The organism is Sphingobacteruim zhuxiongii, from assembly GCF_009557615.1.
GTDB lineage: Bacteria > Bacteroidota > Bacteroidia > Sphingobacteriales > Sphingobacteriaceae > Sphingobacterium > Sphingobacterium zhuxiongii.
In genome coordinates this window covers 3337678-3362857 of sequence record NZ_CP045652.1, presented here as the reverse complement: position 1 = coordinate 3362857, position 25180 = coordinate 3337678, and the positions used below count along the sequence as shown (strand labels likewise).

Genomic DNA, 25180 nt, shown 5'->3' with positions numbered 1-25180 from the left:
TAAGGTGATGGTAGGAGCAAACAGTAAATAGATCAATCGGAACTATCTAATCCGTCGGATCATTTACATTTTGGCCTTTTTTAATATACAATTCAAACCCCTATCAAAGCCTTTAATTGATTGTATTTGATAGGGCTCTGAAAGGGGTTTGAAAGGGATGTGAAAGGGATCTAAAAACTAGAATGGTCGACTATTAAATTCCTCGCCATACAGTTTCTACACCCTGCTGTTGAATAAATTGTTGAAAGGCGTTTAGTTTGTTCTTGTCCGATCGAACCTGTTTCCCGTTTAACTTATTTTTTGAAGTATAAGCGATCAACAGTCCGACAGCTTCGCCAATGCTCCATTCGACTGGGTGTAGACGGTAACATCCATTCGTGATATGCGTTGTTCCTATGTTTTTATTTGCTGGAAACAAGTTGTTGACGCGTTGAGGCAAAAGCGATCCCAAGGGGATTTGAAAAGGTAAGGATGGAAAATCAATATAATTATCGCCTTGATTACTTGGGTGCAAATCGATATGATAGTAGCCAACCCCAACGGAATCATGAAATTGAAAAGCTTTTTTGCCCTCTTTTTCACCAGCGATTAATATCCGGTTCTCTGCACCAACGTGCTCTTCCAAAACTGTGAACTCTGCTTTTATTCGTCTCGATTCTCGTATGTATGGGTATTTAGCCATACCATCTAAAGTGCCCATTACGTCGCCGCGAAGACGAAGACCTTTCCAGCCAATTCCGCCATCTAGTCGTGGTGCTTCGGTTTGAAGCCAATAAAATAAGGATCGACTCAAGTTTTTAGCATCATCGACGGTTTTCTTGAAGTCAGCTTCTGAAACGTCAATTAGATTGCCCATCATATAATCATTCTGCGGCCAGTTGACTATAGTAATATCGTTTTGATAGAAACCAGGTTTGAAATTATCCTTGTGAATTAATCGGCGATAGTTGAACAAATTCAACATGCCAGGGGTATCAATTCCTCTTGGATCAAAACCTAGTTGTTTCGGTTTTAGATCCCGTGGGTTGGAATAGTATAAACTTAGTAATTTACCGGACCAAGCAGGGCTAATATTAGGGACGTAATTTTTCCATTTATCATAATCGGTTGGTTTATCGATTGTGTTATCGACATCCGCTTGATAATCCATGGCAAAACAAACAGTAAAGGCTTGATGGTTTTGAGGTCTTTTCGTCTCCGAGGCATGAAGCTCCTTCGTTTCTTTTTTAGATTCCGTTCCGGTAATGTATTCCGTTTTAGTAATCGGCAATAAATCACCACATTCTGTTGCATCTACGAAATTCTTAGCTTTGACATTGATTTTTTTATCGTCATCAATGGAACGAATACTTATGCTTTTTACATTGTCTCCTTGTAGTTGTGCTGTATCCGCTTTAAAACCAAGGAAAATCTGTAATTGGCCATTACTCAAATAGGGGAGTAGCATTTCATAAAGAACTGCAACAGAAACATGAGGCTCGTGGCAGATTCTTGAAACGGATCCATTTCCTGGGTTGAGGTTTACTTTGTTCCGAGCTTCATCTGTGAGCGGATAATTTCTTCTGTAGAAATCACGAACCCGTACTCTATAGTCTAAATAAGATTTCGGAGCGCCATGGGTTTCAATCCACTGATGTTCATCTGGCGGTACTCCTTGTTGAGAAATTTGACCACCAATCCAATCTGTTTCTTCCGTCACGATAGCACGAAGGCCATTTCGACAAACTGCTAATGCAGCAGCGCATCCACCTAAACCACCACCAATAATACAGACATCGGTTTGTATTTCGTCGTTTCCAGCATAGTTTTTCGCGCCAGTCTGGCTCTCCATACTGCCTGCGGATACTATAGGAAGGTTTAAGCTGCCCAGACCAGTCAGGGCAGCTAAATGTAAAAAGTTTCTTCTTTTCATATGATCGGTTTCAGGAGGGTTAATACCCTTCGTTTTGTCCTAGTGCTGGAGCCAAATCAAGCTCACGTTGTGGCACAGGGAATAAATAAAATTTGTTGTCCCAGAATCTATTTTGATCTCTAACTTTTAATTTCGATTTATAGGTATCATAGTTAGCGATGTCGTTCAGATCATGGCGCGCTGATTTCTTGAAATTCGGAATCATATCAGACGTAGCAATATCATAGCCTTCTTCGATAATTGTTCCATTCGCCGCACGTGTAGGTAGGGGATATCCGTAAGAAGGGCCTGCATTTTCTAAATCGCCGATTTTCCATCTACGCATATCTGAAAAGTGAATTCCTTCCAAAGCGAGCTCTACCTTTCGTTCACGACGAACGAGTTGACGCATCTTCTCTTGATTGCCAATACGGTCGGCAGAAACATTAGGCATCTTCGAACGATTTCGAACTTTATTGATTGCTTCATATACTGTATTATCCAGTTCGTTTAATTCGATTTTTGCTTCTGCATAGGTTAAGAGTATCTCTGCATAGCGCATTACGATGGAATTACAGCTTTGGGCGCCAATGGATTCGATCTTTTCATTGCTATATTTTTTCCACATATATCCGACCCCGGCATTTGCAAAACTTGTCCAAGCAGCCCCGCTGTTGATATCTGCATTTACGCCCACATTCCATGTTTGCGTGTTGAAGTTGTAAATTTTAGTAGTTGGTTGATAGACATCTAAGATCATCTTTACACGTCCAGTTTCTGTACCGTTTGTATTACCTTCGACTGTGTCTTTGTGCATCCATAAAGTGTAGCTAAAGCGAGGATCACGATTTGCCCAAGGTTTCTTTGGATCATATTGTGGCGACTCGTCTATCCGTAAGCCGTCTTTACATTCGTATGTGTCGGCAAGTAATTGTGAGGGATGTCGACCAGTTTGTCCGTAGTTTCTTGATACTTGTCCAAATCCAATCATATGGGTTTTCTTAATACCTTTATCGGAGTAAATAATCTCAAATAAAGATTCATTACGTACATCGGCTTTTTGTTGTCCTGCTTTATTGAATAGGTCTTCAAAATTTGCAGCCAGTTGTCGTTGTCCAATTACTTGTTTAGCTGCTTCTGCTGCAATTTTATAGTAATCTGTTCCTTTATTATTATAATTTAAACTCCCGGCAAGTAATGCTAATCTAGCTTTGATGCCATAGGCAACAGCACGATCTACACGTCCTCTGCTGTCGGCTAACCAAGGCAAATCATTTAGACAAGCATCCATATCTGTTAATAGGAAGTCGACAATGACATGTTCGTTGGTTCTAGCGACATCATATTCTTCCGTCGTTACTGGTTTTTGAAATAGTGGTACCTTGCCGAATGCGGTTAAAAGATTGCAATAGGCGAAAGCTCTTAATACCCGAGCTTCAGCCAAGTACTGCTTTGATCTTCCTTCTAATTTATCTAAGTAAGGCTCTGAACCTACTAACACTGCATTTGCGCGGGAGATGGTACTAAAGTTTGCATTCCACCATTGAGCGACTGAAGTATTGTCAGGATTAAGGGCGCCTCCTGCCCCAATGGTCGTGTTCTCAGCTCGTTCGAATGCTAATCCGGTCCAATGGTCTAACATAATGTTAAAGGGTAAATTAAAAGCTAAATTGATATTTAGCGTGGCGTAAATCCCCGATACACCATCTTCGACTGCGCCTTCAGATTTATAAAATCCCGAAGACGAATAGCTTGTAGGTTCTCTGTCTAGAAAGTCCTTACAAGAAAGGGTAGAGCTAACGATGAGCGCACCCAATATATATTTAAATATTCTTGACTTTTTCATAATTATTGGCTTAGAAATTAACATTTAGTCCAAACGTAAATGTTTTCATCAGTGGATAAAAGCTTCCGCCTGACACTGCATTTTCTGGATCGTAACCTTCATAAGCATTTGAGAAGGTAAATAAATTCTGCGCATTAAAATACAAGCGGAATTCTTTCGTTTGCATACGTTGTGTCCATGCTTTAGGTAATGTATATCCGAATGTCAGATTTTTAAGACGTAAGAATGCTCCACTCTTCATCCAAAAATCGGATGCAATATTGTTCGGGTTATTTCCAGAACCATCGATTAATAATATTGGGAATTCAGCATCCCTATTCTCCTCAGACCAATAGTCTAATTGATATTTAAACATGGAACGTCCCACAAGGAATGGGCGTACACCTGAACCTGTATAGAACAGATCTTTCTTGCCAATCCCTTGGAAAAATAAGGTTAAGTCGAAGCCCTTCCATTCTGCAGATAAATTTAAACTATATTCATAACGTGGCATGTTGGAACCCAATATCGTACGGTCATGGTTGTCAATAATGCCATCTGGCACTGCATCTGGACCACTTAAGTCAACATAACGTACATAGCCTGGTTTCGTATTCGCCTTTGTTCCGTATACTGCTGAGTTATCGATTTCTTCCTGTGTTTGAAAAAGTCCATTTGATACATACCCGTAGTATGAATTCAATGATTCTCCCTCTTTTGATATAGTATTGGAACCAATATATTCATTGCCATATAAGTTTAAGACCTTATTTCTGATGTCAGATACATTGGCTGTAATTGCATAGTTAAAATCGTTTACATTATCTTTCCAAGTTGCAGATACTTCCCATCCTTTATTTTCAATATCGCCTCTGTTTTCCCATGGAGGTGTTAACCCGATATAGCTTGCAATTGGGAAGCGCTGTAACATATCAAAGGTTTTTCTGCGAAATACATCGACAGTCAATCCTAATCGTGAATTTAATAATTGAGCATCTAGACCAATGTTAAATTGACGTGATTTCTCCCAAGAGATGTTCTCATTTGCAACTTCTGTTTGTGCTACACCTGAGCCTTGATTATAGTCAAACCAATAGCCTTGACCAGCATAGATTGATGCTGCATAAGGATAGAAGCTACCGATGGCTTGGTTACCAAGGGTACCCATTGATCCACGGAGTTTTAAATCGTTGATGCTGCTTTTGATCGGTTGAAAGAATGGTTCTTCGGATATTCTCCATCCTGCGGAAACCGAAGGAAAGTAACCCCATTGATTCTTGCCTTTGAAACGTGTTGAGGCATCGAAACGACTATTTAGTTCCAATAGGTAGCGTTCTTTAAAGTTGTAGTTCAACCTTCCGTAATAAGAGAGCATCGCCCACTCATAATGCGATCCTGAGTTCGTTGATGAAAGAACATCACCATTGTTAAGGTCTTCAAAACCATCATATTTGAAGAATTTTCTTCCAGCAGCAAAAGATCGGCCTAACAGTTCTTCGGTTTGCATACCACCTAACAACTTCACATAATGCGATCCGAGATTTCTTTCGTAAGACGCTTGTAAGTTGAATTGGTTGATAATTGTTTGTCCCCAACTTTCAGATTTGTCGTTTCCGGTCGTTGGATAGGTTACCTTGTAGACGCCGGTTTCGAAGGTGTCATAAGGTTTTAAGAATTGATCCGACTTTGTTTCCAAGCGGTTTTGGCTATAGTTTGTATAGATTTCCAAACCTTTCAATGGCGTTAACGATAAGAAACCTTTGATTGCTAACTCTGGCGTCGTACTTGATGACAAACCAGATGCTTTAGCTGAGGCAATCGGGTTATCTCCATTTTGACCATAGCCCCAAGTTCCGTCGGAATTTATTGCAGAGAATACAGGGACGAACGTAGTTACTTTATTGAATATAGATTCCGGCGTATCACCTGCTGGCGCGGTTGATTTGGATTGACGAATATTCAAGTCAATACCCCCGCGAAGCCAGGTCGTCATCGTGAAATCATTGTTTAGTTTTAAAGTTGATCGCGTATACTTATTGTTCGGCAGATTTCCGTCTTGGGAGTAATGTGCGAAATTGGCAAATGTCCGAATGCGTTTTGAGCCACCTGAAAAACTCAAGGAATTGTTATGTGTCAATGCATTATTCTTTACGAGCAGATCTTTCCAGTTTGCATCGTAGAAATTGAAATTATCAGCGCCTTGCGTTTTGTAGGTGTTGATGATGTCATCGCTGTACTGTGGAGTTTGGTTGTTATTCGCGCGGGCGACATTAATCGCTTCCATATATTCAATTGCACTTACTGGATCCGGGAAGTTCGTTGGCATATTTGTTCCCACAAAACCACTGTAGTTTATGCGAAGCGCATCTTCACTACCACGCTTGGTCGTAACAAGGATTACACCATTTGAAGCTCTAGAGCCATAAATAGAGGCCGAGGCTGCATCTTTCAATACGGTGACACTCTCGATACTATTGGGGTCTAAGTAGTTCATATAGCCCTCGACACCATCAATTAAGACAAGAGGTGAGTTTTCAGAGTTAAGGGATCCTGTTCCTCTGATTTTAATTCCTGCGCCGTCAGAACCTGGTCGTCCTGATGTGGTGGATACCGAAACACCTGGGATTAGACCTTGAAGTGCTACTGAAGTATTTGAGGCATTCCTTTTCAAAAGATCTTTGCTAGATACCTGTGCGACAGATCCTGTTAAGTTTACTTTTTTCTGTGTGCCGTAACCTACGACAACGACTTCATCAATGTCGCTTACGGAAGTGGCTAATGTAACCGATATTGAGCTGCGGTTATTGATCGCAATTTCCTGATCGGCATATCCTAAAAGCGAGAATCTTAAAGAACTTGATCCGCTAGGTACCGTTAGTTCAAAATTACCATTAGCGTCAGTCTTCGTTGCAGTACTAGTATTCACAACAGATACGGTCACTGCATTCAACGCGATTCCAGATTCATCTTTTACAGTACCAGTAACTTTTTGTTGTACTACATTTCCATGGTTTTCAATTGACGGTTGGCTTGATGCTTTGCGAACAACAATAACATCGTTCTTTAGTTCGAATACAAAAGGCGTTTTGAAAAACAATTGCGTCAATGCTTGTTTTACGGTGGTTTGTTTGAAATCAACGTCGATTTTTTTTTGCCCGGCGAAGATTTTGGAGTCGTATATTAAGTCATGTTTTACTTCCTGACTTATTTTAAGGAGTATCTGATCGATACTTGCATTTTTCATTTTGAAATTTAACTGCTGGCTGAGCACCGAATTGGCGTAAAGCAGCGTAAATGCTGACATGAAGAAGAGAAACTTCATCACAGTTAGGATTTTAAAGAAAAACCGAATAGGTTTCTCATTCTGCGACATTTTCATAGGTTTTTTGGCTTTTGTTTATCATATTTTAGTGAATGAAATAATTGGGCTGCTCATTGGTTATTAAGCAGACTAGTTGATTGTAAATACGTGCTCTATAATTTACCTCCTTTCATTTTTTAAGTTACCGTTCAGGTTTTGTTAAAATATTGGTTAAGCAGATGAGGTGCTTTTAATAATAGAGCTTATTTTGAGTCTTATCCCCCAAAGGCTTTTTAAAATAATTTAATTATTTTATGAAATCGATGGATTTCATTTAAAAAGCAAAAGCACCCGAACGAATTCGGATGCTTTTATATATAAACTAAATTATGGGGCTTACTTTGCTAAATATCCGCCATCTACTGGGTAATAGGATGCGGTAACAAATGATGATTTGTCGGAAGCTAGCCAAAGTGCTAACTCTGCGACCTCTTCCGGTCTGCCTAAGCGTTGGAAGGCATGTTGTGTTTCTAAGTATTTTAGTGCATTTTCATCCAATGCATTATCCACCAAAGGTGTTGCTATAAATCCAGGACCGATAGCATTTATTCGAACGCCTTTTGTAGCATATTCCCAACCGGCAGTTTTCGTTAATCCTACGACGCCATGTTTCGCTGCGACATACGCGGATGAATTAGCAAATCCAACTTGGCCTAATATTGAAGCCATATTGATGATACTTCCACCTACCTTTTCAATCTCGGGAAGCTGGTAGTGCATGCCATAGAATACACCATTTAGATTAATGTCGATAACCTTTTTCCAAGATTCAATGCTTAATTCGCCGACCGTTGCAGAGTCGCCTCCGATTCCAGCATTATTGACTGCGATGTGTAATGCACCGAAGTTTTCAATGGCAACTTCGACAATTTTCTTGTTGTCCTCAGCAGAAGATGCGTCTGCTTTTACAAAGATGATATTGCTATCGCCTAAGCTATCTATTAGTTCATCACCTAATTTTTCATTCAAATCTGCTACAACAACTTTGGCGCCTTCCTGTATGAAAAGATGCACAATGGCCTTGCCAATACCTGAGGCTCCCCCAGTTACAATGGCAACTTTATTTTCTAATTGTTTCATTCACGTTTTATGTTTAGCTAACTCAATTAGTTTAATTTACGAATAATAAAGAGAGCCTATTGTGACGGAAATCACTGTTTCCCAGGATTGTGACTGAAATAGGAAATTAATAGTGGAAACTTACATTCAAATGAAATTAATACTTAGATTTTACGTTTGTCCATATGGAATATTAGGACATGCGATGTTTGCGTAAGCATTAGCAAACGTTTCAGTATTATTTGGTAGAAATGTATTGTAAATATTGACAGTCGATTGATATCCTTTTGATTTTTATATATCTAAATCCAAAGGCTTACTCTTCCCATATTCATTTGTATAGACTTTTATCAGTACGCCAACTGATGATAAGATAAGCGGGCCAAAGATCAATCCAAGCATACCGAATAGCTTGAGTCCGAGTAGTACACCAAATACGGTGATCAATGGTGGAACATCTCCTAAAGTTTTCAAGATTGTAAAGCGAAGAATATTATCGATACTACCGATTAATAGTAGACCGTATAGAAAAATACCAATTCCGTTTGCTGTGTCGCCGGAGGCAAGTGTAATCAGCGCAAGGGGAATGTATATCGTCATTGTTCCAAGTACGGGTACAATGGAGGATACGCCAGTTAAAATACCCATTAAGATGAAGTTCTCGACGCCAAAGATGTAATAGCCTAACATGGCAACAATACCTTGACAAAGGCCTAAGATTGGAATACCGATTGCGTTCGAGCGAACCATTAGATTAACTTCAGTCCAGATTTCATTTTTACTTTTTAAAGAAAATGGAATAGCTTGGATAATGTAGGATTCCATTTTTTTACTGTGGACCTGCATAAAGAATAGGACAAAGAATGTCACAAGGATATTAACTGCGACTTCTGCAACGGAATTCAAAATATTGGGTAGGTATTTCGTTAAACTTTGTAATGAGTTGAGTAAGGAGTCGTTGGACATGTCGATGTCCTTCAATAAAGGTTTATCACTCATATATTCCTTCAGCAAATTAAATTGCTGAACGATCTTGTCGGTATTTCCTAATAAAGAGCTGATTTGTGGTGCCAAATAGTCTACCATTGCCCAGACAGGTAGCACAATAAATACAATCGATATGAGGATAAATAGGAGGGACGTTGCGCTTTTGTTCCATCGCCTTTGCTCAGTTAATTTATTGTAAGAACTACGATAGAGTATATATAATGTAACGGCACCTAAGAAGCCAGGTAGGTAATAGTATAAGTTGGTAAATATTAAGATGCCAATCAAAATAATAATGATGATTAGCATAATTTGATTGATGGAATTGTTGTTGATTTGTTTGGATTGCATGGCTATCTTATTCGCTAAACAAGTTTAACGAATTTTTGCTTAGGATTTGTGATTATTTGGCAGCGGGGGACAAAAAAAAGTCCCGTTCATAGATGAACAGGACTTATATAAAGCTTTTAGTTAAAACTTCAAATTATGCACCTAATTGGATACGTTTGAAAACTGTAACTGTTAATCCTTTAGAAACTGAGTCTAAGAATTGAGCGATATTTTTAGACGAATCTTTAACGAACTCTTGGTTCAATAAAGTAGAGTCTTTGTAGAATTTGTTTAATTTACCTGCAGCGATTTTCTCAACCATTTCTTCTGGTTTACCTTCTGCACGGATTTGATCTTTAGCGATTTCTAATTCACGCTCGATAGTTTTTGAATCAACACCATCTTTATCGATAGCAACAGGGTTCATTGCTGCAATTTGCATAGCAACATCTTTACCTGCATCTTCAACACCGTCAGCGTCAGCAGAAAGACCTACTAATACACCTAAACGGTAGTTACCGTGGATATAAGCAACAACTTTCTCAGCGCTTACGCTTTCGTATTTAGAAACTTCGATTTTCTCACCGATTTTACCAGTTTGATCGATCAATAAGTCAGCGATTTTAACACCACCGATTTCCAATGCTTTTAAATCTTCTAATGAAGCTGGATTATTTGCTAATGCAACCTCAGCTACTGATTCAGCGAACGCGATAAAGTCAGCGTTTTTCGCTACGAAGTCAGTTTCACAGTTTACTTCTACTACGATACCTGATTTACCATCAGCAGCAGCTTTAGCAATGATAACACCTTCATTCGAATCGCGGTCTTGACGACTAGCAGCAACTTTAGCACCTTTTTTACGTAGGTAATCTACAGCAGCTTCGAAGTCACCATTCGCTTCGATTAAAGCTTTTTTACAGTCCATCATACCAGCGCCAGTTTGTTGACGCAGTTTGTTTACATCTGATGCAGAAATTTGTACTGACATAGTATTTTTTTTGTTAAAATTACGATTGATGTGTTAACATTCTTTTGTTGTAAAAACAACAGAATGTTAATTCTTAAAATTTTAGGGGCTTACTATCGTCCTGAAGAACAGGTTAGTATGCCTCTCGAGTCTAAATAGACGAGCTATTCAGAAAAAAACCGGATAGACAGGAGCAGTTTACGGAAGCTAACTTCCAGAAACCAACACTTGTCTATCCGGTCGAATAGTATAGAATATTATTCTACGTCTTTTGCTTTACGAGTGCGTTTTCCTGGAGTCGCTTCAGTAGCTTCACCATTGTCTACTGCAGCTTTAGCAGCAGCAGCTTCTTTTTCCGCGTCCTCTTCTTTATCGCGCTTGCGTTCTTCTAATCCTTCTTGGATTGCTTTACCAATCACACCAGCGATTAAGCTGATAGATTTAGTAGCATCATCATTCGCAGGAATAGGGAAGTCGATGTTTGTAGGGTCAGAGTTTGTATCTACCATTGCAAACGTAGGGATGTTTAGTTTTAAAGCTTCCGCTACAGCAATGTGCTCTTTCTTAACATCGATGATAAACAAAGCAGCTGGTAAACGGTTTAAGTCAGCAATACCGCCTAAAAGGCTTTCTAACTTAATACGTTCGCGTTGAATCATCAATTTTTCTTTCTTAGATAATACATCATAAGTACCATCTTTTTGCATTTTATCGATGTTCGACATTTTCTTAATAGACTTACGCACAGTTGCGAAGTTAGTTAGCATACCACCTAACCAACGCTCTGTAACGAAAGGCATATTAACAGCCTTCGCTTGTTCAGCGATAATTTCTTTAGCTTGTTTCTTCGTTGCAACGAATAATACTTTGCGACCAGATTTTACGATTTGTTTGATAGCTGAAGCAGCTTCCTCTAACTTAGTTAGGGTTTTGTTCAAATCGATGATGTGGATACCGTTGCGTTCCATGAAAATGTACTTAGCCATTTTCGGATCCCACTTACGAGTAAGGTGACCAAAGTGAACACCTGCATCCAATAATTCTTGATATGTTGTTCTTGCCATTTTTTGACCCTCCTTAAATTAACGTTTACTGAATTGGAATCTTCTACGAGCTTTACGACGTCCTGGTTTCTTACGCTCAACCATACGGTCATCACGTGTAACTAAACCTTTCGCGCGCAATGCAGGTTTTACTTCTGGGTTAAGCTCTACTAAAGCTTTAGCGATTGCTAAACGTACTGCTTCAGCTTGACCTTTAACACCACCTCCTTGAACGTTTACTTTGATGTCAAAATTTGCTAGGGACTCTGCTACCAATAAAGATTGAGTAGCAACGTATTGCAAAGGCAAAGTTGGAAAATAGACTTTGTAGTCTTTTCCATTAACAATGATATTTCCATTACCAGCAGTTAAGTAGATGCGGGCAACAGCGGTTTTTCTTCTTCCTGAAGTGTTAGTTGTTGACATAATTGATCTCCTTAGAATTTAACTGGTTTTGGATTTTGTGCCTCATGTTTGTGCTCAGATCCTGCATAAACAAAAAGGTTTTTAAATAATTGACGACCTAAACGGTTTTTAGGTAACATACCACGTACCGCTTTCTCAATGATGCGCTCTGGGTGTTTCGCTAATAACTCTTTCGGAGAAACAAAACGTTGACCACCTGGGTAGCCTGTGTAGCGAACATATACTTTGTCGCCTAATTTGTTTCCTGTCAATTTGATTTTGTCTGCATTGATAACAATAACATTGTCACCGCAGTCTACGTGTGGGGTAAATGTTGGCTTGTGTTTTCCACGGATCACTTTCGCGATCTCGCTTGCCAAGCGCCCCAAAATCTCGCCTTCAGCGTCAACAACGATCCATTCTTTGTTAACGGTGTTCTTGTTAGCAGAGACAGTTTTGTAACTTAACGTATTCACTTGCTTTTATTTAATTAATTAATTAATAATGTTTTAAATCCTAGTTGTAATCCCTACAATTAGGTTCGCAAAGGTACACTAATTTAATTGTATTAGCAAAGCGATTCGTAAAAATCTGATATATCTTTTTTTATAGGCTTTTTATATGCGAACTATTTGAATTTGAATAGGCTTGGATTCTTTACTAACATTAGGAATGCTAGTGTCTATTTGAACATCTGGACAATAGTTCACGGCTTTATTTAATAAACCGGGTTAGACGAATTGCTGACTTGCATTTATATCGGCCAATGTGTGTAACTATGCGTATTTGCGACAGTTTAAAGTAAATTTAACATTAATTAAGCCCCGTCCCTTTAAACTTTTCAGCATTTTTGTGCTCTTTAGAATTAATTTATTACCTTGATTTACCTAAGCTACCTAGGTATTAATGCAGGTTAATAAAATATTTGATAGAAAATGAGAAGAACGTTTAAATGTAGGGTTTGGTTTGCAGGTTTGTTTTTATTGATAGGGCAGTCCGTTTTTGGGCAACAAGAATTAAAACAGGAACCAGGATATAAAGAAAGTCTCGCAGCTATAGAAACGCAATTGAAACGTGGTGATGTCGGGAATGCACTGAATAGTATTGAAGAAACCCTTGCAAAGTATCCGCAGGGTTCGGAGGTCTTCTACGCAAAATCTTTATTATTCGCTCAAGCAAGAAATTTCGAAGTGGCGATTCCGGCAGCACAACGTGCTGTAGAGATTGATCCTTCTAATTTGGTGTATGGAAACCATCTTATGGAACTCTATAAATCGGAGGGGGATTTTGATGCCGCTGTAGGACTAATTGATCAAGTTATTAGCAAACACAGTGATCGAGGTCAACTGTATAGAGAGAAGATTATGTTGCTGCATGCTGCCAAGAAGTCAGAGGAAGCATTAAAGGTATATGATATCACAAAGGGCAAATTTGGTGAGTCTGATACACTGGATGTTTTAAAGGCGGAAATTCTAATGGACTTAAAGCAGCCTTCAGAAGCGAAGAAAGTGCTTCAGGTTTGGGATAAAAAGAATTCACCAATTCGTCAAGTGTATAGTACGTTAAGCTATATATATTTGGATGAGAAGAATCCAAAGGAAGCGATTTCGGTTTTAGATAGAGGAATAGTTAATAGCAAAGATGATTTGTTATATCTTGATTTAGCAGATGCATATAATGTTGCTGATAAGGATAAGCTGGCTTTTGATTATGTGAAGAAGGCTTTTGAGTCGAATACCGTTAACTTTCTAGATAAGCATCGCGTGATGATGACTATTTTGAATGGAAAGTCTAAGTTAACGCTTGATCAAAAACAAGAATTAGCGAATCTGTTAGTCTTGAAACATCCACGTATTCCTGATACACATATGTTTAAGGGAGATATCTTGTGGCAAAAGGGTGAACTCGCGCAGGCGAAGTCGCTATTCTTAACTACTGTTGGGATGAATCCTAGACATATTGATGCTTGGAGTAAACTGATCAACATCGATTTAAATTTAAACGAACTTGATGAAGCTATTCAACATGGAAATGAAGCGCTATCGCACAACCCGGGAAGCCCTGTGCTTACCTATTTTGTTGGGATGGCTCATTTTATTAAGAAAGATAACGAACAGGCGCGTCAATATTTAGAACGAGCATTAGATCAAAGCGCCAATGAGAACGGATTTGTTCAATCCATGATCTATGCAGGCTTAGGAGATTTGTATCATGAAATCAAAATGGAGTCGGCTTCTGATGTTGCTTATGAGGAGGCTGTAACAAGAGACAGTACGAATGTAACGGCGATGAACAATTATGCTTACTATTTGTCTGTTAGAAAAGAGAATTTAGATAAAGCGGCTGAATACGCTGCGCGAGCAAATGAATTGGAACCTAATTCTGGTACTTTTCAAGATACATATGCATGGGTTCTATTTCAAAAAGGACAATACAAAGAGGCGCTTAATTGGATTGAGCGCGCAGTGAAAAATTCAGAACCTTCTGCGGTATTGTTTGAGCATTACGGCGATATTTTAATGAAGAGTGGCAAGAGCAAAGAGGCGATTAAGCAGTGGGAGAAGGCACAAACTTTGAACGATGTAAATAGCGCTGTAGACAAAGATAAATTAAAACGAAAAATCAGTGAGAAGAAATATTTGGACTAGTATTAGTTTATTAGTCATTTTAACTTTAGTAATAGCTTCCTGTTCGAGTAAAAAGCAGGTTGCAAAAAAAGACAACACGCTTCCAAGGGCTGAAACTGAAGCGGAGTTGTTGAAGAATTACGAATTGAGTAATCTTAATTTTCATACTTTCAGTGGACGTGCGAAGGCAAACGTTCAGGTTGGTAAAGAGACGCATAATGCTACTGTTAACGTACGTATGGATCGAGATAGGTCTATATGGATATCTGTGACAGCCTTATTAGGTATTGAAGCTGCGCGTGTGTTAATAACTCCGGATAGCGTTAAAATCATGAATAAGATTCAGGGGGAATATATTGCTAAACCATTTTCTTATATCTATAATTACACGAATAAAGGAATTTCTTTCCGTATGCTACAGGATATTTTAGTCGGAAATATGACCGTGGATATGTTGCGCACAGATCAATTACAAGTGGCTACGAGTACAGAAGATGTTCAAGTGATCGGCATTAAAGATGGATTAACATTTCATTACGGTGTTAATAATAAAAATAGACCATTTGCCTTTAATTTTATTGAGTTAGGGAAAAGTCAAAAGCTTGAAACTAGTTATAGCGAGTTTGCTGACATTAGCGGATATAATTTTCCTCAACGTTTCACGTTAAACATTGAAGGCGCAGGATCTACAGTCAAAGCAGATATGTTATACAATAAGACTGAGTTCAATACGGCAATTGAAACGCCGTTTAGTGTGCCTTCAAGATATAAGGAAATCAAATAATTACGGGGATTCATTCGGAAATAAAATTGTTATTTTATTAACTTCGTATTAAGTATATCCTTATTTTTGGACGTTTTAAAATAAACGATATTAAGAATTTAGCGTTTCATGGAATTTAAAAAAATCGTATTAAGTATATTTTCAATATTTCTTTTTGTCAGTGTTGGGTATGGTCAAAGTAGCTTGGAGTTAAAAAAACAAAGAGAACGACTTGATAGGGAAATTGCTGAACTTCAGAAGATTTTAAGTGCCAAGACGCAGGAGAAGTTGCTTTCTCAACGTGAGGTGTCCGCATTGAGTAAACAGTTAGATTTACGTGAGGATAAAATTGGGACAATCAATAGTGAACTTCGAATTATCAATAATAATATTTCATCCAATAATAAAATCGTCGATAAGCTTAAAGACGAATTGGAGAAATTAAGACAGGATTACGAGAAGATGATTCTCTTTGCCTTTCGCAATAAGAATTCCTATAACAAAATGATGTTTATTTTTGCATCAAAGGATTTTAATCAGGCTTTCAAGCGCGTTAAATACTTGCAGCAATTTACAGATGCTCGAAAAGTCAAAGTATCCGAGATTGAAGGACATAAAAAGCAAATCGAACTTAAGCTCGCTCAACTTCAGCGTGATAAACAAACCCAACAATCCTTATTGAAAGAGCAGCAATCTGAGCGTAATGTCATTGCGAAAGATAAGGCCGCACACTCGCAACAATTAAGTCAGATTGTAAAAGAGGAGCGTGGCTTTAAAGGACAGTTAACGAAAAAGCAACAAGAAAAACGTCGCTTAGATGCCGCAATTAAATCAGCAATCGCTCGAGAAGTCGAAGCAGCACGTAAGGCAGAGGAAGCACGCCGTAGAAGGTTAGCAGAGGCTGAAGCGAAGAAGACGGGTACTACTGTGGCAGAGGCTGAGAAGAAGATTGAAAAGAAAACTGGTAGTTCAGTTTTAAATAATACACCAGAAGCGACTAAGTTGTCTGCTGGTTTTAACTCCAATAGAGGTCGTCTACCATGGCCAGTGTCTCAAGGAAATATTGTGCGTAACTATGGTAATGTTACTGTCGAGCGTGGCGTTCGCGATTTCTATGACTATATACGTATTCGTACAGGGGATAATGCTACCGTGAAATCAATTTTCGAAGGTACTGTGATTAATGTAATTAATATTGGTTCGTCAGCGGTTATCGTGCAGCATGGTGAATATCTATCGGTATATTCAAACTTAAAATCAGTATCTGTACGTAAAGGACAAAAGATTAGTACAGGAACTGCAATCGGAACGACGGATTCGGATCCAGATGCTGGGTATTCCTATGTGGATTTGAGCATTTTCCGCGGACAGACTGCGATGAATCCAAGTTCATGGATAGCAAGATAGTTACATGGTTTTCCATTATAAATATTTATATTTGTTAGATACAGTAAACTGAAAGATTAGAAATTTAAAGAAATATGTATACATCGGGATTATTATTTATCGGTACTAACGAGATCATCATTATCGTAGTATTGGCGTTATTATTATTCGGGGGTAAAAAAATTCCTGAGTTAATGCGTGGATTGGGAAGAGGTGTTAAGGAATTCAAAGAAGGACAAAAAGATGGTCCTGAAGCGGAAAATAATCCAAGTAACACCGCGAATAATGATACAGTTAACAATCAACGTTAATATCGTACATTAAAGAAATTTACAAAGTTTCATTAGACTAGCTTTGCCTAGTTTAGTGAAACTTTTTTTATTCAAGCTATCCGAGAGCTTTGGCTCCATTTGCCAACGATAAGCGAAGAACTAACCAGTAGTTTGACAGTATTTAATTACTTATGAACAAAAAAATTAGTTTTCTTGTTACAATAGGCCTAAGTGTTTTGAAATTAACGGTTGCTCAGGAAATCAGTACTGATTTGCATACGTTTAGTGATACATTTCAAAGCCAAGTTATTGATCAAGTGGAAAAGGAACGAGAGCAAATTCACTCTCATCTAGATTCCGTTAAACAAAAGGCGGGGGGAACCACAGAGTTCTCTGCCGAAGATGTTAATATTGCACAGCGTATTAATAAGATTCAAAAAACAATCCCATTAGAATATAATGATCGTGTTAAAGCTTACCTCGATAAATATATTTCGAGAAATTATAAGCCCTACATGGAGAAATTATTAGGGTTAGGTTCTTACTATTTTCCAATCTATGACCAAATCTTCGCCGAACAGGGAATTCCTGATGAAGTGAAGTATTTATCTGTCGTTGAATCTTCCTTAAACCCGCATACTGTATCTACCTCTGGTGCCGTTGGCCCCTGGCAGTTTATTTACGGAACAGCGAAGATTTACAATTTGACAATGGATGGTAATTTGGATGAGCGTAAAGATGTTTATTCTACAACCTATGCGGTATCAACTTATCTGAAAGAAGCACATGACGAATTTAACGATTGGTTGTTAGCGTTAGCTTCTTATAATTGCGGACGTGGTTGTGTCAGAAGAGCAATACAACGCTCGGGTTTAGTGAACCCCAATTATTGGGAGCTCTCTCCATTCTTGCCGCGTGAAACTCAAAACTATATTCCGAAATTTATTGCAATGACGTATGTCTTAAATCATGCAGAGTTATACGGGTTGGTTCCTGCACAGAATGATTTGATGACAGATCACAAGGTGTTGATGGTGGAAAAGGCTCTAAGTTTTGGGAATATTGCAGAAGGTCTAAACTGTTCTACAGATTTACTAAAGCAATTGAATCCCGGATATAAGCGTGCGATTGTTTCTGGATCTCCAGAGAAACCACGTCGGCTGATCATTCCTTATCATGAGGAGATGAGTGATTCATTGATCTATGCAGCACTGAATAATCAGCGCGAAGAGGTGATACAGGCTTTAGCAAATTCGGAAAATACAGAAGAACAACGTCATCAAGTTAAGCGAGGGGAGACGATTGCAGGTATTGCTAAAGAATACGCGGTCTCTGAGCAACAAATAAGAGCCTGGAACAGACTTTCTGCAAAAAGTAGTATCTCTGGTCGAAATTTGATTGTAAGTAAAGGAGTGGACGCTAAAATGGTTAAGAATGTCGTTGCTGCTACTTCGTCAAAGGCGAAAAGTAAAAGTAATCCGACATTTGTTTCTTATACCGTTAGAAAAGGGGATACGCTTTCCGATATTGCAGGAAAGCATCGTGGTGCAAGCGTAAGTCGAATCAAATCGGATAATAACATTCGAGGGAGCCACTTGAAAATAGGGCAACGATTAAAAATATATAAAGGAAAAGGCTAATTCGAAGGAATTGTCTGGAACAAAAAAAGATGCGGCTTATGATAAATAGGCCGCATCTTCTGTATTATCGTATTCTTCTAACAATACCTCGACATGTTCTTTGAGGATTGTAGATAGTTTTAGTCCATAATAGTCGGAAAAGACTGGGAACTGATGATGGCTACGATCAATTAAAACTGCGGTTCTCATCCGTTTCAATGGAACGTTCAGAAAGACGCCTAAACCATAGGCTAGGGTTCTTCCACTGTTTAAAACATCATCAATCAAGATTACTACTTTATTCTTAACTGTTTCAACTGGCAAATCGGTTGTCGATTCCAAGCTACGCTTGGTTTTTTGAATCGTAACTTTCAATAATTCCACAGATCTATTTGGGTCAATCTCTAACAATAACTTCTGAAGGCGTTGTGCAAAAACATAACCTCTATCGGCAATTCCAACCAATACAAGGGCAGGCTCATCAAAATTATCTTCAATGATTTGATAGGCGATACGCTTCGATTTTTGGAGAATTTGATCCTTGTTTAAAATAAGTGTTTTCTTCGATGACATTGCAGTACTTTTGTTACGGGTAAATTTACTAAAACTTATGCTAAATACTAATGACTGAACATAATTATCTATCGTAAGCGCTAGTTCGAAGAGTGAAAAGAGATGAAATAAAAAATCCCAACGTGTATACGTTGGGATCCTTTTATAGTATTTGAAAGTTTGGTCTAATTTAAATTATTCTTTCCTCTAGCATTGGCATCCGCAGTCATGATTTGCGTCTCATCAACCTTTGGACGACCACCATTGTAGTAGTATCTTTTCCAATACGCTTCATTTAGGTTACTTACCATAACGCCGCGACTTGAAGAAGCATGAGCAAATTTATCCTCACCTAAGTAAACACCAACATGTGTGATACTTCTGCTTCTGATTTTGAAAAATACTAAATCTCCAGGTTCTAATTCGCCCTTACGTACAGGAGTAACATTTTGGTATTGATTACGGCTATTGTATCCAATCGTCGTATTAAATACATTTTCATAAACAGCCAAAGAGAATTTTGAACAATCAATTCCTCTTTTAGAATCTCCACCTAAGCGGTAAGGAGTTCCTAACCATTCATAAACAAATTGATAAAGTTTTGTATTAGAAGTTGCATTTGCTGCAACGCCCATAATCTGAGAGAAGTATTCTTTAGCTAGGTTATCTGGATCAGATGACTTTTGACTATTGGTTTGTGCCTGCGAGACTAGACATAAGCCTATGAGAAGCATTACTGCCACTAGTTTCTTTGTTTTCATTAAATCGCTTTTTTATTACAACCATTAGCTTGATGAGTTCTCCACATTTTGTGGATTTTTTCAACAGGCTGAAGCAAATGTAATACATACTGTCTTGAATTCAAAACAATTTTTACTCTATTTAACAAATCTTTAACATTTTTAACAAATAGAACGTCAACAATTTTTGACGCAAATACCTGAATCTTTTAATTCAAGCAAGGTATTAAGTTATCAATATCTAAAAAAAAGCAGATTAAAAATATTTTAAATAAATCTTGTTTTTTTAAAAAGAATTGTAATATATTTGGGAAATCATAATTAAGAAAAGTGAAAAACAATACAATTTCTATTACAATTATTATTACCACCGGGATAAAACTTAGGAGGAAGTAGTCTATTGTATAGTAATTAGTACAAATATAAGAAGCCTTCCTCCACCAGGGAAGGCTTTTTTTATTAACATACAGCAAAACAACCAACTAAACAGTATGAAAATATTAAAATTTGGCGGGACATCCGTAGGTTCCGTAGAAAGTATCCAGGCCGTATTGAAGATTGTTAAAGCTTCCTTTGACGCAGGCGAAAATCCTTTAGTCGTTTTATCGGCAATGTCAGGTGTCACCAACCTGTTAACGAAGATGGCGGAGGAAGCAGCAGAAGGAAAGCCTTTCGATGAAGGCTTGAAACAACTTGAAGAAAGACACTTTGAAGTTGTTAAAAAGCTTATTGCTGTGAAGTATCAGAATCCGGTACTCACTCGTTTAAAGCTTTTATTTAATGAATTAGAGGAACTTTTACTCGGTGTTTCCGCTCTAAAGGAACTAAGCAATCAAAGTCGTGATCTGATCGTTTCATACGGAGAGCGTTGTAGTAACTTTTTGGTCTCCAAAGTTATGGAGCAAGAGGTTGCTGAGTCCGAATATATCAACGCTTCATATTATGTGAAAACAGATTCGAATTTCGGAAATGCTCACCTAAATGAACCCCTTACGAATCAATTGATACAGGCGCTTTACCAAACACATGCTGATAAACTCCTCTTTGTAACAGGTTTTATTGGTTCTAATGAGCAAGGACGTGTGACTACACTAGGGCGAGGTGGCTCGGATTATACAGCAGCGATATTCGGATCTGTTTTAAATGCTTCGGCAATTGAGATTTGGACAGACGTAAATGGTATGTTAACGGCTGATCCTAGAATAGTAAAGAAGGCTTTCTCTTTACCGGTACTTTCCTATACCGAAGCAATGGAACTATCATACTTCGGAGCGAAAGTAATTTATCCGCCCACAATGGTACCAGCTTTTTTAAAGAAGATTCCAATCGTTATTCGCAATACTTTTGAACCTCATTTGGCTGGAACTGTAATTCAATTTGAAAGCGGTAAGTCTACTTATCCGATCAAGGGTATATCATCAATCGCTGATGTATCTGTAATTAATTTGACTGGCAGTGGTATGGTTGGAAAGTCTGGATTCAGCGGCCGTTTATTTACTTTATTAGCGCGTGAGCAGATTAATGTTATCTTAATTACTCAATCTTCGTCAGAACACAGCATTACGTTTGCGGTTAATCCAAGTGATGCGGAGAAAGCAGTTTCTCTAATCCAAAATGAATTTGAATTAGAGTTGTTAGCAAATAAGTTATCGACGCCTGTCATTGAAGAAAACCTTTCTATTCTGGCAATTGTTGGCGAGAATATGAAGCGTACCCCTGGAATGTCAGGGAAGTTATTCCATGCTTTAGGTCGAAATGGAATAAACGTTAGAGCAATTGCGCAAGGTTCCTCTGAATTTAATATTTCGGTTATCATTAATAAGGATGATTTAGCGAAGGCACTTAATGCAGTACATGATGCATTCTTTGCTGAATTAAAGCGCACTTTACATGTGTTCAATTTAGGTACAGGAAATATAGGAGCTACACTATTTAGACAGTTACATGAACAGCATGATTTTTTACTTGATCATAACGATGTTGAGATTAAAGTTGTAGGCGTCTCGAATTCTCGTCGCATGCTTTTCAATGTTGATGGGGTAAATTTGGAGAATTGGCAACAAGAGTTAGATGAGAATGGAGAAGTTGCTGATTTAGGAACTTTCGTGAGCAAAATGCAAGCGATGAATCTCCCTAATTGTGTGTTCATTGATAATACTGCGAGTAAATTGCCGGCGACTTACTACGAAGAGATATTTAAATCGAATATTTCGATTGTAACCTGTAACAAGATTGCAAACTCTGGAGACTATCAACAGTATAGATTACTACATGATACAGCTAGGAAACATGGTGTAGATTTCTTTTACGAAACGAATGTTGGAGCTGGTTTACCAATAGTACGCGTATTGAAAGATTTGATGTTAAGTGGAGACCGTATTTTGAAAATTGAAGCAATATTGTCAGGAACAATCTCCTATATCTTTAACAATTTTCATGGTGATGCCTCATTTTATGATGTTGTGAAGAAGGCGCAGGAATTAGGTTATACTGAACCTGATCCTCGTGATGACTTGGGCGGAATTGATTTTATGCGTAAAATGTTGATTCTAGCGCGTGATGCTGGAAACGTTATTGAATCTTCGGATGTTGAATTGGGTAATATATTGCCTGAGAATTGTTTGAAAGCAAATTCTGTCGATGAGTTCTATACAGAATTGTTAAAATCAGAAGATTACTTCAACGCATTGAAGCTGAAGGCTGCTAATGAAGGCAAAGTAATACGTTACATCGGCAACCTAACAAATGGTAAAGTTTCTATCGATTTACAGATGGTGGATAGCTCACATCCTTTCTATGCTTTATCTGGAAGCGATAATATCATCTCTTTCACTACAGAGCGATACAAAGAGCGACCATTGGTGGTTAAAGGACCTGGTGCAGGAGCTGAGGTAACATCAGGCGGTGTCTTTGCTGACCTTGTGAATGTAGCGGCTAAATAAGTTTAAGAACATGTTGACAAATCAAAACTCCCTAATGGAAGGAAAGAAAAATATAGACTTCGCGAAAGTAAAGCAAGAAGTAAGGGTGTTTGCTCCTGCAACCGTAGCAAATATGATCTGCGGATTTGATATACTTGGATTTGCTGTCGATTTCCCTGGCGATGAAGTATTCATGCGGAGGGTAGCAAAGCCTAGTGTTACAATCCTAGCAATACATGGTGATGACGGTAGACTACCGTTAGATCCAGATAAAAATACGGTAAGCGCTTGTGTTAAAATGCTTTTGAATCATTTAGAATTAGCAGATAGCATAGGAGTGGAGATTGAATTGACCAAACATATGCCAATTGGGAGTGGGTTGGGGTCAAGCTCTGCAAGTACAGTGGCAGGCTTGTTTGCAATAAATAGCCTATTGGGTGACCCACTTAGCAAGGAGGAGTTGATGCCTTTTTGTGTTGAAGGTGAAAGGCTTGCTTGTGGACATGGACACGCAGATAATGTTGCCCCAGCACTAATGGGCGGTATAACACTAATTCGCGGCTATGAACCTCTCGATATGATTAGTCTACCGGTTCCTGAGGATTTGGTAGCTGGAATCGTATTTCCGCAAGTGGATGTTCCTACACGAGACGCTCGTCAATTAATTAAAGAAAAAGTGTCTTTAAAAGATGCAGTCGTTCAATGGGGAAATATTGCAGGATTAGTAGCAGGACTATACCGTAGCGACTACGATCTGATTAGTCGTAGTATGCACGATGTTCTAATTGAGCCAACGCGCGCAATCTTAATACCTGAGTTTTACGCGATGAAAGAAATCGCGCTATCATGTGGTGTCTTAAGTTTTGGTATTTCAGGTTCTGGACCTTCAGTTGTCGCAATAAGCCGTGGTAAAGAGGCAGCACAACAAGCAGTGGATAAAATTCAAGCACACTTAAATGCTCACGGAATTGAAAGTTTGCAATTTGTTTCTTCGGTAAATGCGCAAGGACCAAAAGTGATCAACCTAAAATAAAATAATATGCAGTTCTATAGTACAAACAATAAAGCTCTTCGCGTTTCTTTTCAAGAAGCTGTATTTAATTCATTGCCTGAAGATAAGGGCTTATATATGCCTGAGGCTATTCCTCAATTGGATCCCTATTTCATAAAAAATATACAACAATACTCTTTTCAAGAAATTGCCTTTACGATTGCAAAAGCGTTTATCGGGGATGATATTCCTGAAAACGACTTGAAGGAGATTGTGAACGAAGCGATTAATTTTGATGCACCGGTAAGATTTCTAGATGCTGAAACTGCAGTTCTAGAACTATTTCACGGCCCGTCATACGCTTTCAAGGACTTTGGCGCACGCTTTATGAGTCGCATAATGGGCTATTTTTCACAAAAAGGAGATCAACTTCTAGACGTGTTAGTAGCAACTTCAGGCGATACGGGTGGTGCAGTTGCCTTAGGCTTCCTTGGCGTGGAGGGGACACGTGTAACAATCCTTTATCCCAAAGGAAAGGTATCAAAAGTTCAAGAAGAGCAGTTGACGACAAATGGTCAAAACATACGCGCACTGGAAGTGGAAGGTACATTTGATGATTGTCAGGCACTTGTTAAACAGGCTTTCAACGATAAGGAGTTGAATGGAGTATTGCGATTAACATCGGCAAACTCAATCAACATCGCGCGATTAATTCCTCAAACGTTTTATTATTTCTGGACATACGCGCAATTAAAATCACAAGGAATGGACGAAATCGTGTTCACAGTTCCAAGTGGAAATTTTGGGAATATTGGAGCAGGGCTGTTGGCTTACAAAATGGGCTTACCAGTAAGTCATTTCGTTGCAGCAACTAATGTAAATGATACGGTACCTCGTTTCTTGAAAAACGGTCAATATGAACCCAAGCCTTCCGTTCAAACATTGGCAAATGCTATGGATGTTGGAAATCCAAGCAATTGGGTTAGAATTCAAGACTTATTTGATCAAGATCTAGCGCAATTAAAAGCTAAGATTACTTCGTATACCTACAACGATCAAGAAACTGTACAAGGGATGGAGGAACTTTTTGAAAAGTATAAATATGTCGCTTGTCCTCATACGGCAATCGCGTATTTGGCTTCGAAAGCCTATCGCTTGGATCAACCAGGGCACTATGCTTCTGTGTTCCTTTCTACAGCTCATCCATGTAAATTTCCAGAGGCGATAAAGCCAGAAGTGTATCAATATGTGAAGTTGCCAGAGGGAGCCTCTTTATTGGCTGATAAAGAGAAACAAGCAACGGAAATGCCAGTAGATTATCAGACTTTCAAAACGTATCTCTTGGTAAATAACTAATAGATTCATTTTATATGTTAGGAAAGGACTATCTCAAAAAGGGATAGTCCTTTTTTTCGATAATCTGATTATTTTTTTTCAA

General features: G+C 38.5%; 19 protein-coding genes. 8 read left to right on the top strand and 11 right to left on the bottom strand.

Features of this window, described 5'->3' with window-relative positions; translation table 11 throughout:
* Window positions 1–193: 193 nt before the first annotated feature.
* From GFH32_RS14175 to rplM, 9 genes are all read right to left on the bottom strand, one after another.
* Entirely contained in the window at window positions 194–1912 is a 1719-nt protein-coding gene (locus tag GFH32_RS14175; protein ID WP_153512217.1) for an FAD-dependent oxidoreductase, read from the bottom strand.
* Between the two features lie 19 nt (window positions 1913–1931).
* On the bottom strand, window positions 1932–3737 hold the full coding sequence (locus tag GFH32_RS14170; protein WP_153512216.1) for a RagB/SusD family nutrient uptake outer membrane protein: 1806 nt from the start codon (window positions 3735–3737) through the stop codon (window positions 1932–1934).
* A gap of 10 nt (window positions 3738–3747) precedes the next feature.
* Window positions 3748–7095: a TonB-dependent receptor gene (locus GFH32_RS14165; RefSeq protein WP_153512215.1), complete on the bottom strand. Its 3348-nt coding sequence runs from the start codon at window positions 7093–7095 to the stop codon at window positions 3748–3750.
* 318 nt (window positions 7096–7413) lie between these two features.
* Window positions 7414–8157 carry an SDR family NAD(P)-dependent oxidoreductase gene (locus tag GFH32_RS14160; RefSeq protein WP_153512214.1) on the bottom strand — a complete coding sequence of 248 codons (744 nt, stop codon included), beginning with the start codon at window positions 8155–8157 and terminating at the stop codon, window positions 7414–7416.
* A gap of 273 nt (window positions 8158–8430) precedes the next feature.
* Window positions 8431–9474 (bottom strand): AI-2E family transporter, encoded by a 1044-nt coding sequence (locus GFH32_RS14155; protein ID WP_153512213.1) that lies wholly within the window; start codon window positions 9472–9474, stop codon window positions 8431–8433.
* 133 nt (window positions 9475–9607) lie between these two features.
* Complete coding sequence (gene tsf, locus GFH32_RS14150; RefSeq protein WP_153512212.1) at window positions 9608–10444, bottom strand: translation elongation factor Ts; 837 nt, start codon at window positions 10442–10444, stop codon at window positions 9608–9610.
* Between the two features lie 236 nt (window positions 10445–10680).
* On the bottom strand, window positions 10681–11487 hold the full coding sequence (gene rpsB, locus GFH32_RS14145; RefSeq protein WP_153512211.1) for a 30S ribosomal protein S2: 807 nt from the start codon (window positions 11485–11487) through the stop codon (window positions 10681–10683).
* 18 nt (window positions 11488–11505) lie between these two features.
* Window positions 11506–11892 carry a 30S ribosomal protein S9 gene (rpsI, locus tag GFH32_RS14140; protein ID WP_149525067.1) on the bottom strand — a complete coding sequence of 129 codons (387 nt, stop codon included), beginning with the start codon at window positions 11890–11892 and terminating at the stop codon, window positions 11506–11508.
* Between the two features lie 11 nt (window positions 11893–11903).
* Window positions 11904–12347, bottom strand: coding sequence for a 50S ribosomal protein L13 (rplM, locus tag GFH32_RS14135; protein ID WP_153512210.1), 444 nt, complete (start codon window positions 12345–12347; stop codon window positions 11904–11906).
* Between the two features lie 459 nt (window positions 12348–12806).
* Here rplM and GFH32_RS14130 point away from each other — a divergent pair, with 459 nt between their 5' ends.
* The 5 genes from GFH32_RS14130 to GFH32_RS14110 all read left to right on the top strand — a co-directional run bounded on the left by GFH32_RS14130 (window position 12807) and on the right by GFH32_RS14110 (window position 18559).
* Window positions 12807–14519 (top strand): tetratricopeptide repeat protein, encoded by a 1713-nt coding sequence (locus tag GFH32_RS14130; protein WP_153512209.1) that lies wholly within the window; start codon window positions 12807–12809, stop codon window positions 14517–14519.
* Window positions 14497–15282 (top strand): DUF4292 domain-containing protein, encoded by a 786-nt coding sequence (locus GFH32_RS14125; protein WP_228384144.1) that lies wholly within the window; start codon window positions 14497–14499, stop codon window positions 15280–15282. The genes GFH32_RS14130 and GFH32_RS14125 overlap by 23 nt, the downstream gene beginning before the upstream one ends.
* 108 nt (window positions 15283–15390) lie before the next feature.
* On the top strand, window positions 15391–16668 hold the full coding sequence (locus tag GFH32_RS14120) for a murein hydrolase activator EnvC family protein (protein WP_153512208.1): 1278 nt from the start codon (window positions 15391–15393) through the stop codon (window positions 16666–16668).
* A 74-nt stretch (window positions 16669–16742) separates the two neighbouring features.
* A complete protein-coding gene (locus GFH32_RS14115) occupies window positions 16743–16958 on the top strand; it encodes a Sec-independent protein translocase subunit TatA/TatB (RefSeq protein ID WP_153512207.1) in 216 nt (71 codons plus the stop codon).
* Window positions 16959–17110: 152 nt separating this feature from the next.
* On the top strand, window positions 17111–18559 hold the full coding sequence (locus GFH32_RS14110) for a lytic transglycosylase domain-containing protein (RefSeq protein ID WP_153512206.1): 1449 nt from the start codon (window positions 17111–17113) through the stop codon (window positions 18557–18559).
* A 36-nt stretch (window positions 18560–18595) separates the two neighbouring features.
* Here the strand turns inward: GFH32_RS14110 and GFH32_RS14105 are convergent, their stop codons facing one another.
* Both GFH32_RS14105 and GFH32_RS14100 read right to left on the bottom strand, forming a co-directional pair.
* Window positions 18596–19111 carry a phosphoribosyltransferase family protein gene (locus GFH32_RS14105; RefSeq protein WP_153512205.1) on the bottom strand — a complete coding sequence of 172 codons (516 nt, stop codon included), beginning with the start codon at window positions 19109–19111 and terminating at the stop codon, window positions 18596–18598.
* Window positions 19112–19275: 164 nt separating this feature from the next.
* Entirely contained in the window at window positions 19276–19851 is a 576-nt protein-coding gene (locus GFH32_RS14100) for a C40 family peptidase (protein WP_153512204.1), read from the bottom strand.
* 470 nt (window positions 19852–20321) lie between these two features.
* Here GFH32_RS14100 and thrA point away from each other — a divergent pair, with 470 nt between their 5' ends.
* From thrA to thrC, 3 genes are read left to right on the top strand one after another with little or no spacing between them, the layout of a single operon-like run.
* Window positions 20322–22772, top strand: a complete 2451-nt coding sequence (gene thrA, locus GFH32_RS14095; RefSeq protein WP_153512203.1) for a bifunctional aspartate kinase/homoserine dehydrogenase I — start codon at window positions 20322–20324, stop codon at window positions 22770–22772.
* 10 nt (window positions 22773–22782) lie between these two features.
* The gene (locus GFH32_RS14090; RefSeq protein WP_153512202.1) at window positions 22783–23784 is read left to right on the top strand and encodes a homoserine kinase; all 1002 of its coding nucleotides are present in this window, start codon (window positions 22783–22785) and stop codon (window positions 23782–23784) included.
* Between the two features lie 6 nt (window positions 23785–23790).
* Window positions 23791–25098: a threonine synthase gene (gene thrC, locus GFH32_RS14085; protein WP_153512201.1), complete on the top strand. Its 1308-nt coding sequence runs from the start codon at window positions 23791–23793 to the stop codon at window positions 25096–25098.
* Window positions 25099–25180: the final 82 nt, after the last annotated feature.

What these genes read in the sequence shown, in the direction of transcription:
- GFH32_RS14175 (WP_153512217.1), bottom strand. Translation starts at nt 1,912, where the DNA reads ATGAAAAGAAGAAACTTTTTACATTTAGCTGCCCTGACTGGTCTGGGC.
- GFH32_RS14170 (WP_153512216.1), bottom strand. Translation starts at nt 3,737, where the DNA reads ATGAAAAAGTCAAGAATATTTAAATATATATTGGGTGCGCTCATCGTT.
- GFH32_RS14165 (WP_153512215.1), bottom strand. Translation starts at nt 7,095, where the DNA reads ATGAAAATGTCGCAGAATGAGAAACCTATTCGGTTTTTCTTTAAAATC.
- GFH32_RS14160 (WP_153512214.1), bottom strand. Translation starts at nt 8,157, where the DNA reads ATGAAACAATTAGAAAATAAAGTTGCCATTGTAACTGGGGGAGCCTCA.
- GFH32_RS14155 (WP_153512213.1), bottom strand. Translation starts at nt 9,474, where the DNA reads ATGCAATCCAAACAAATCAACAACAATTCCATCAATCAAATTATGCTA.
- tsf (WP_153512212.1), bottom strand. Translation starts at nt 10,444, where the DNA reads ATGTCAGTACAAATTTCTGCATCAGATGTAAACAAACTGCGTCAACAA.
- rpsB (WP_153512211.1), bottom strand. Translation starts at nt 11,487, where the DNA reads ATGGCAAGAACAACATATCAAGAATTATTGGATGCAGGTGTTCACTTT.
- rpsI (WP_149525067.1), bottom strand. Translation starts at nt 11,892, where the DNA reads ATGTCAACAACTAACACTTCAGGAAGAAGAAAAACCGCTGTTGCCCGC.
- GFH32_RS14130 (WP_153512209.1), top strand. Translation starts at nt 12,807, where the DNA reads ATGAGAAGAACGTTTAAATGTAGGGTTTGGTTTGCAGGTTTGTTTTTA.
- GFH32_RS14120 (WP_153512208.1), top strand. Translation starts at nt 15,391, where the DNA reads ATGGAATTTAAAAAAATCGTATTAAGTATATTTTCAATATTTCTTTTT.
- GFH32_RS14115 (WP_153512207.1), top strand. Translation starts at nt 16,743, where the DNA reads ATGTATACATCGGGATTATTATTTATCGGTACTAACGAGATCATCATT.
- GFH32_RS14110 (WP_153512206.1), top strand. Translation starts at nt 17,111, where the DNA reads ATGAACAAAAAAATTAGTTTTCTTGTTACAATAGGCCTAAGTGTTTTG.
- GFH32_RS14105 (WP_153512205.1), bottom strand. Translation starts at nt 19,111, where the DNA reads ATGTCATCGAAGAAAACACTTATTTTAAACAAGGATCAAATTCTCCAA.
- GFH32_RS14100 (WP_153512204.1), bottom strand. Translation starts at nt 19,851, where the DNA reads ATGAAAACAAAGAAACTAGTGGCAGTAATGCTTCTCATAGGCTTATGT.
- thrA (WP_153512203.1), top strand. Translation starts at nt 20,322, where the DNA reads ATGAAAATATTAAAATTTGGCGGGACATCCGTAGGTTCCGTAGAAAGT.
- GFH32_RS14090 (WP_153512202.1), top strand. Translation starts at nt 22,783, where the DNA reads ATGTTGACAAATCAAAACTCCCTAATGGAAGGAAAGAAAAATATAGAC.
- thrC (WP_153512201.1), top strand. Translation starts at nt 23,791, where the DNA reads ATGCAGTTCTATAGTACAAACAATAAAGCTCTTCGCGTTTCTTTTCAA.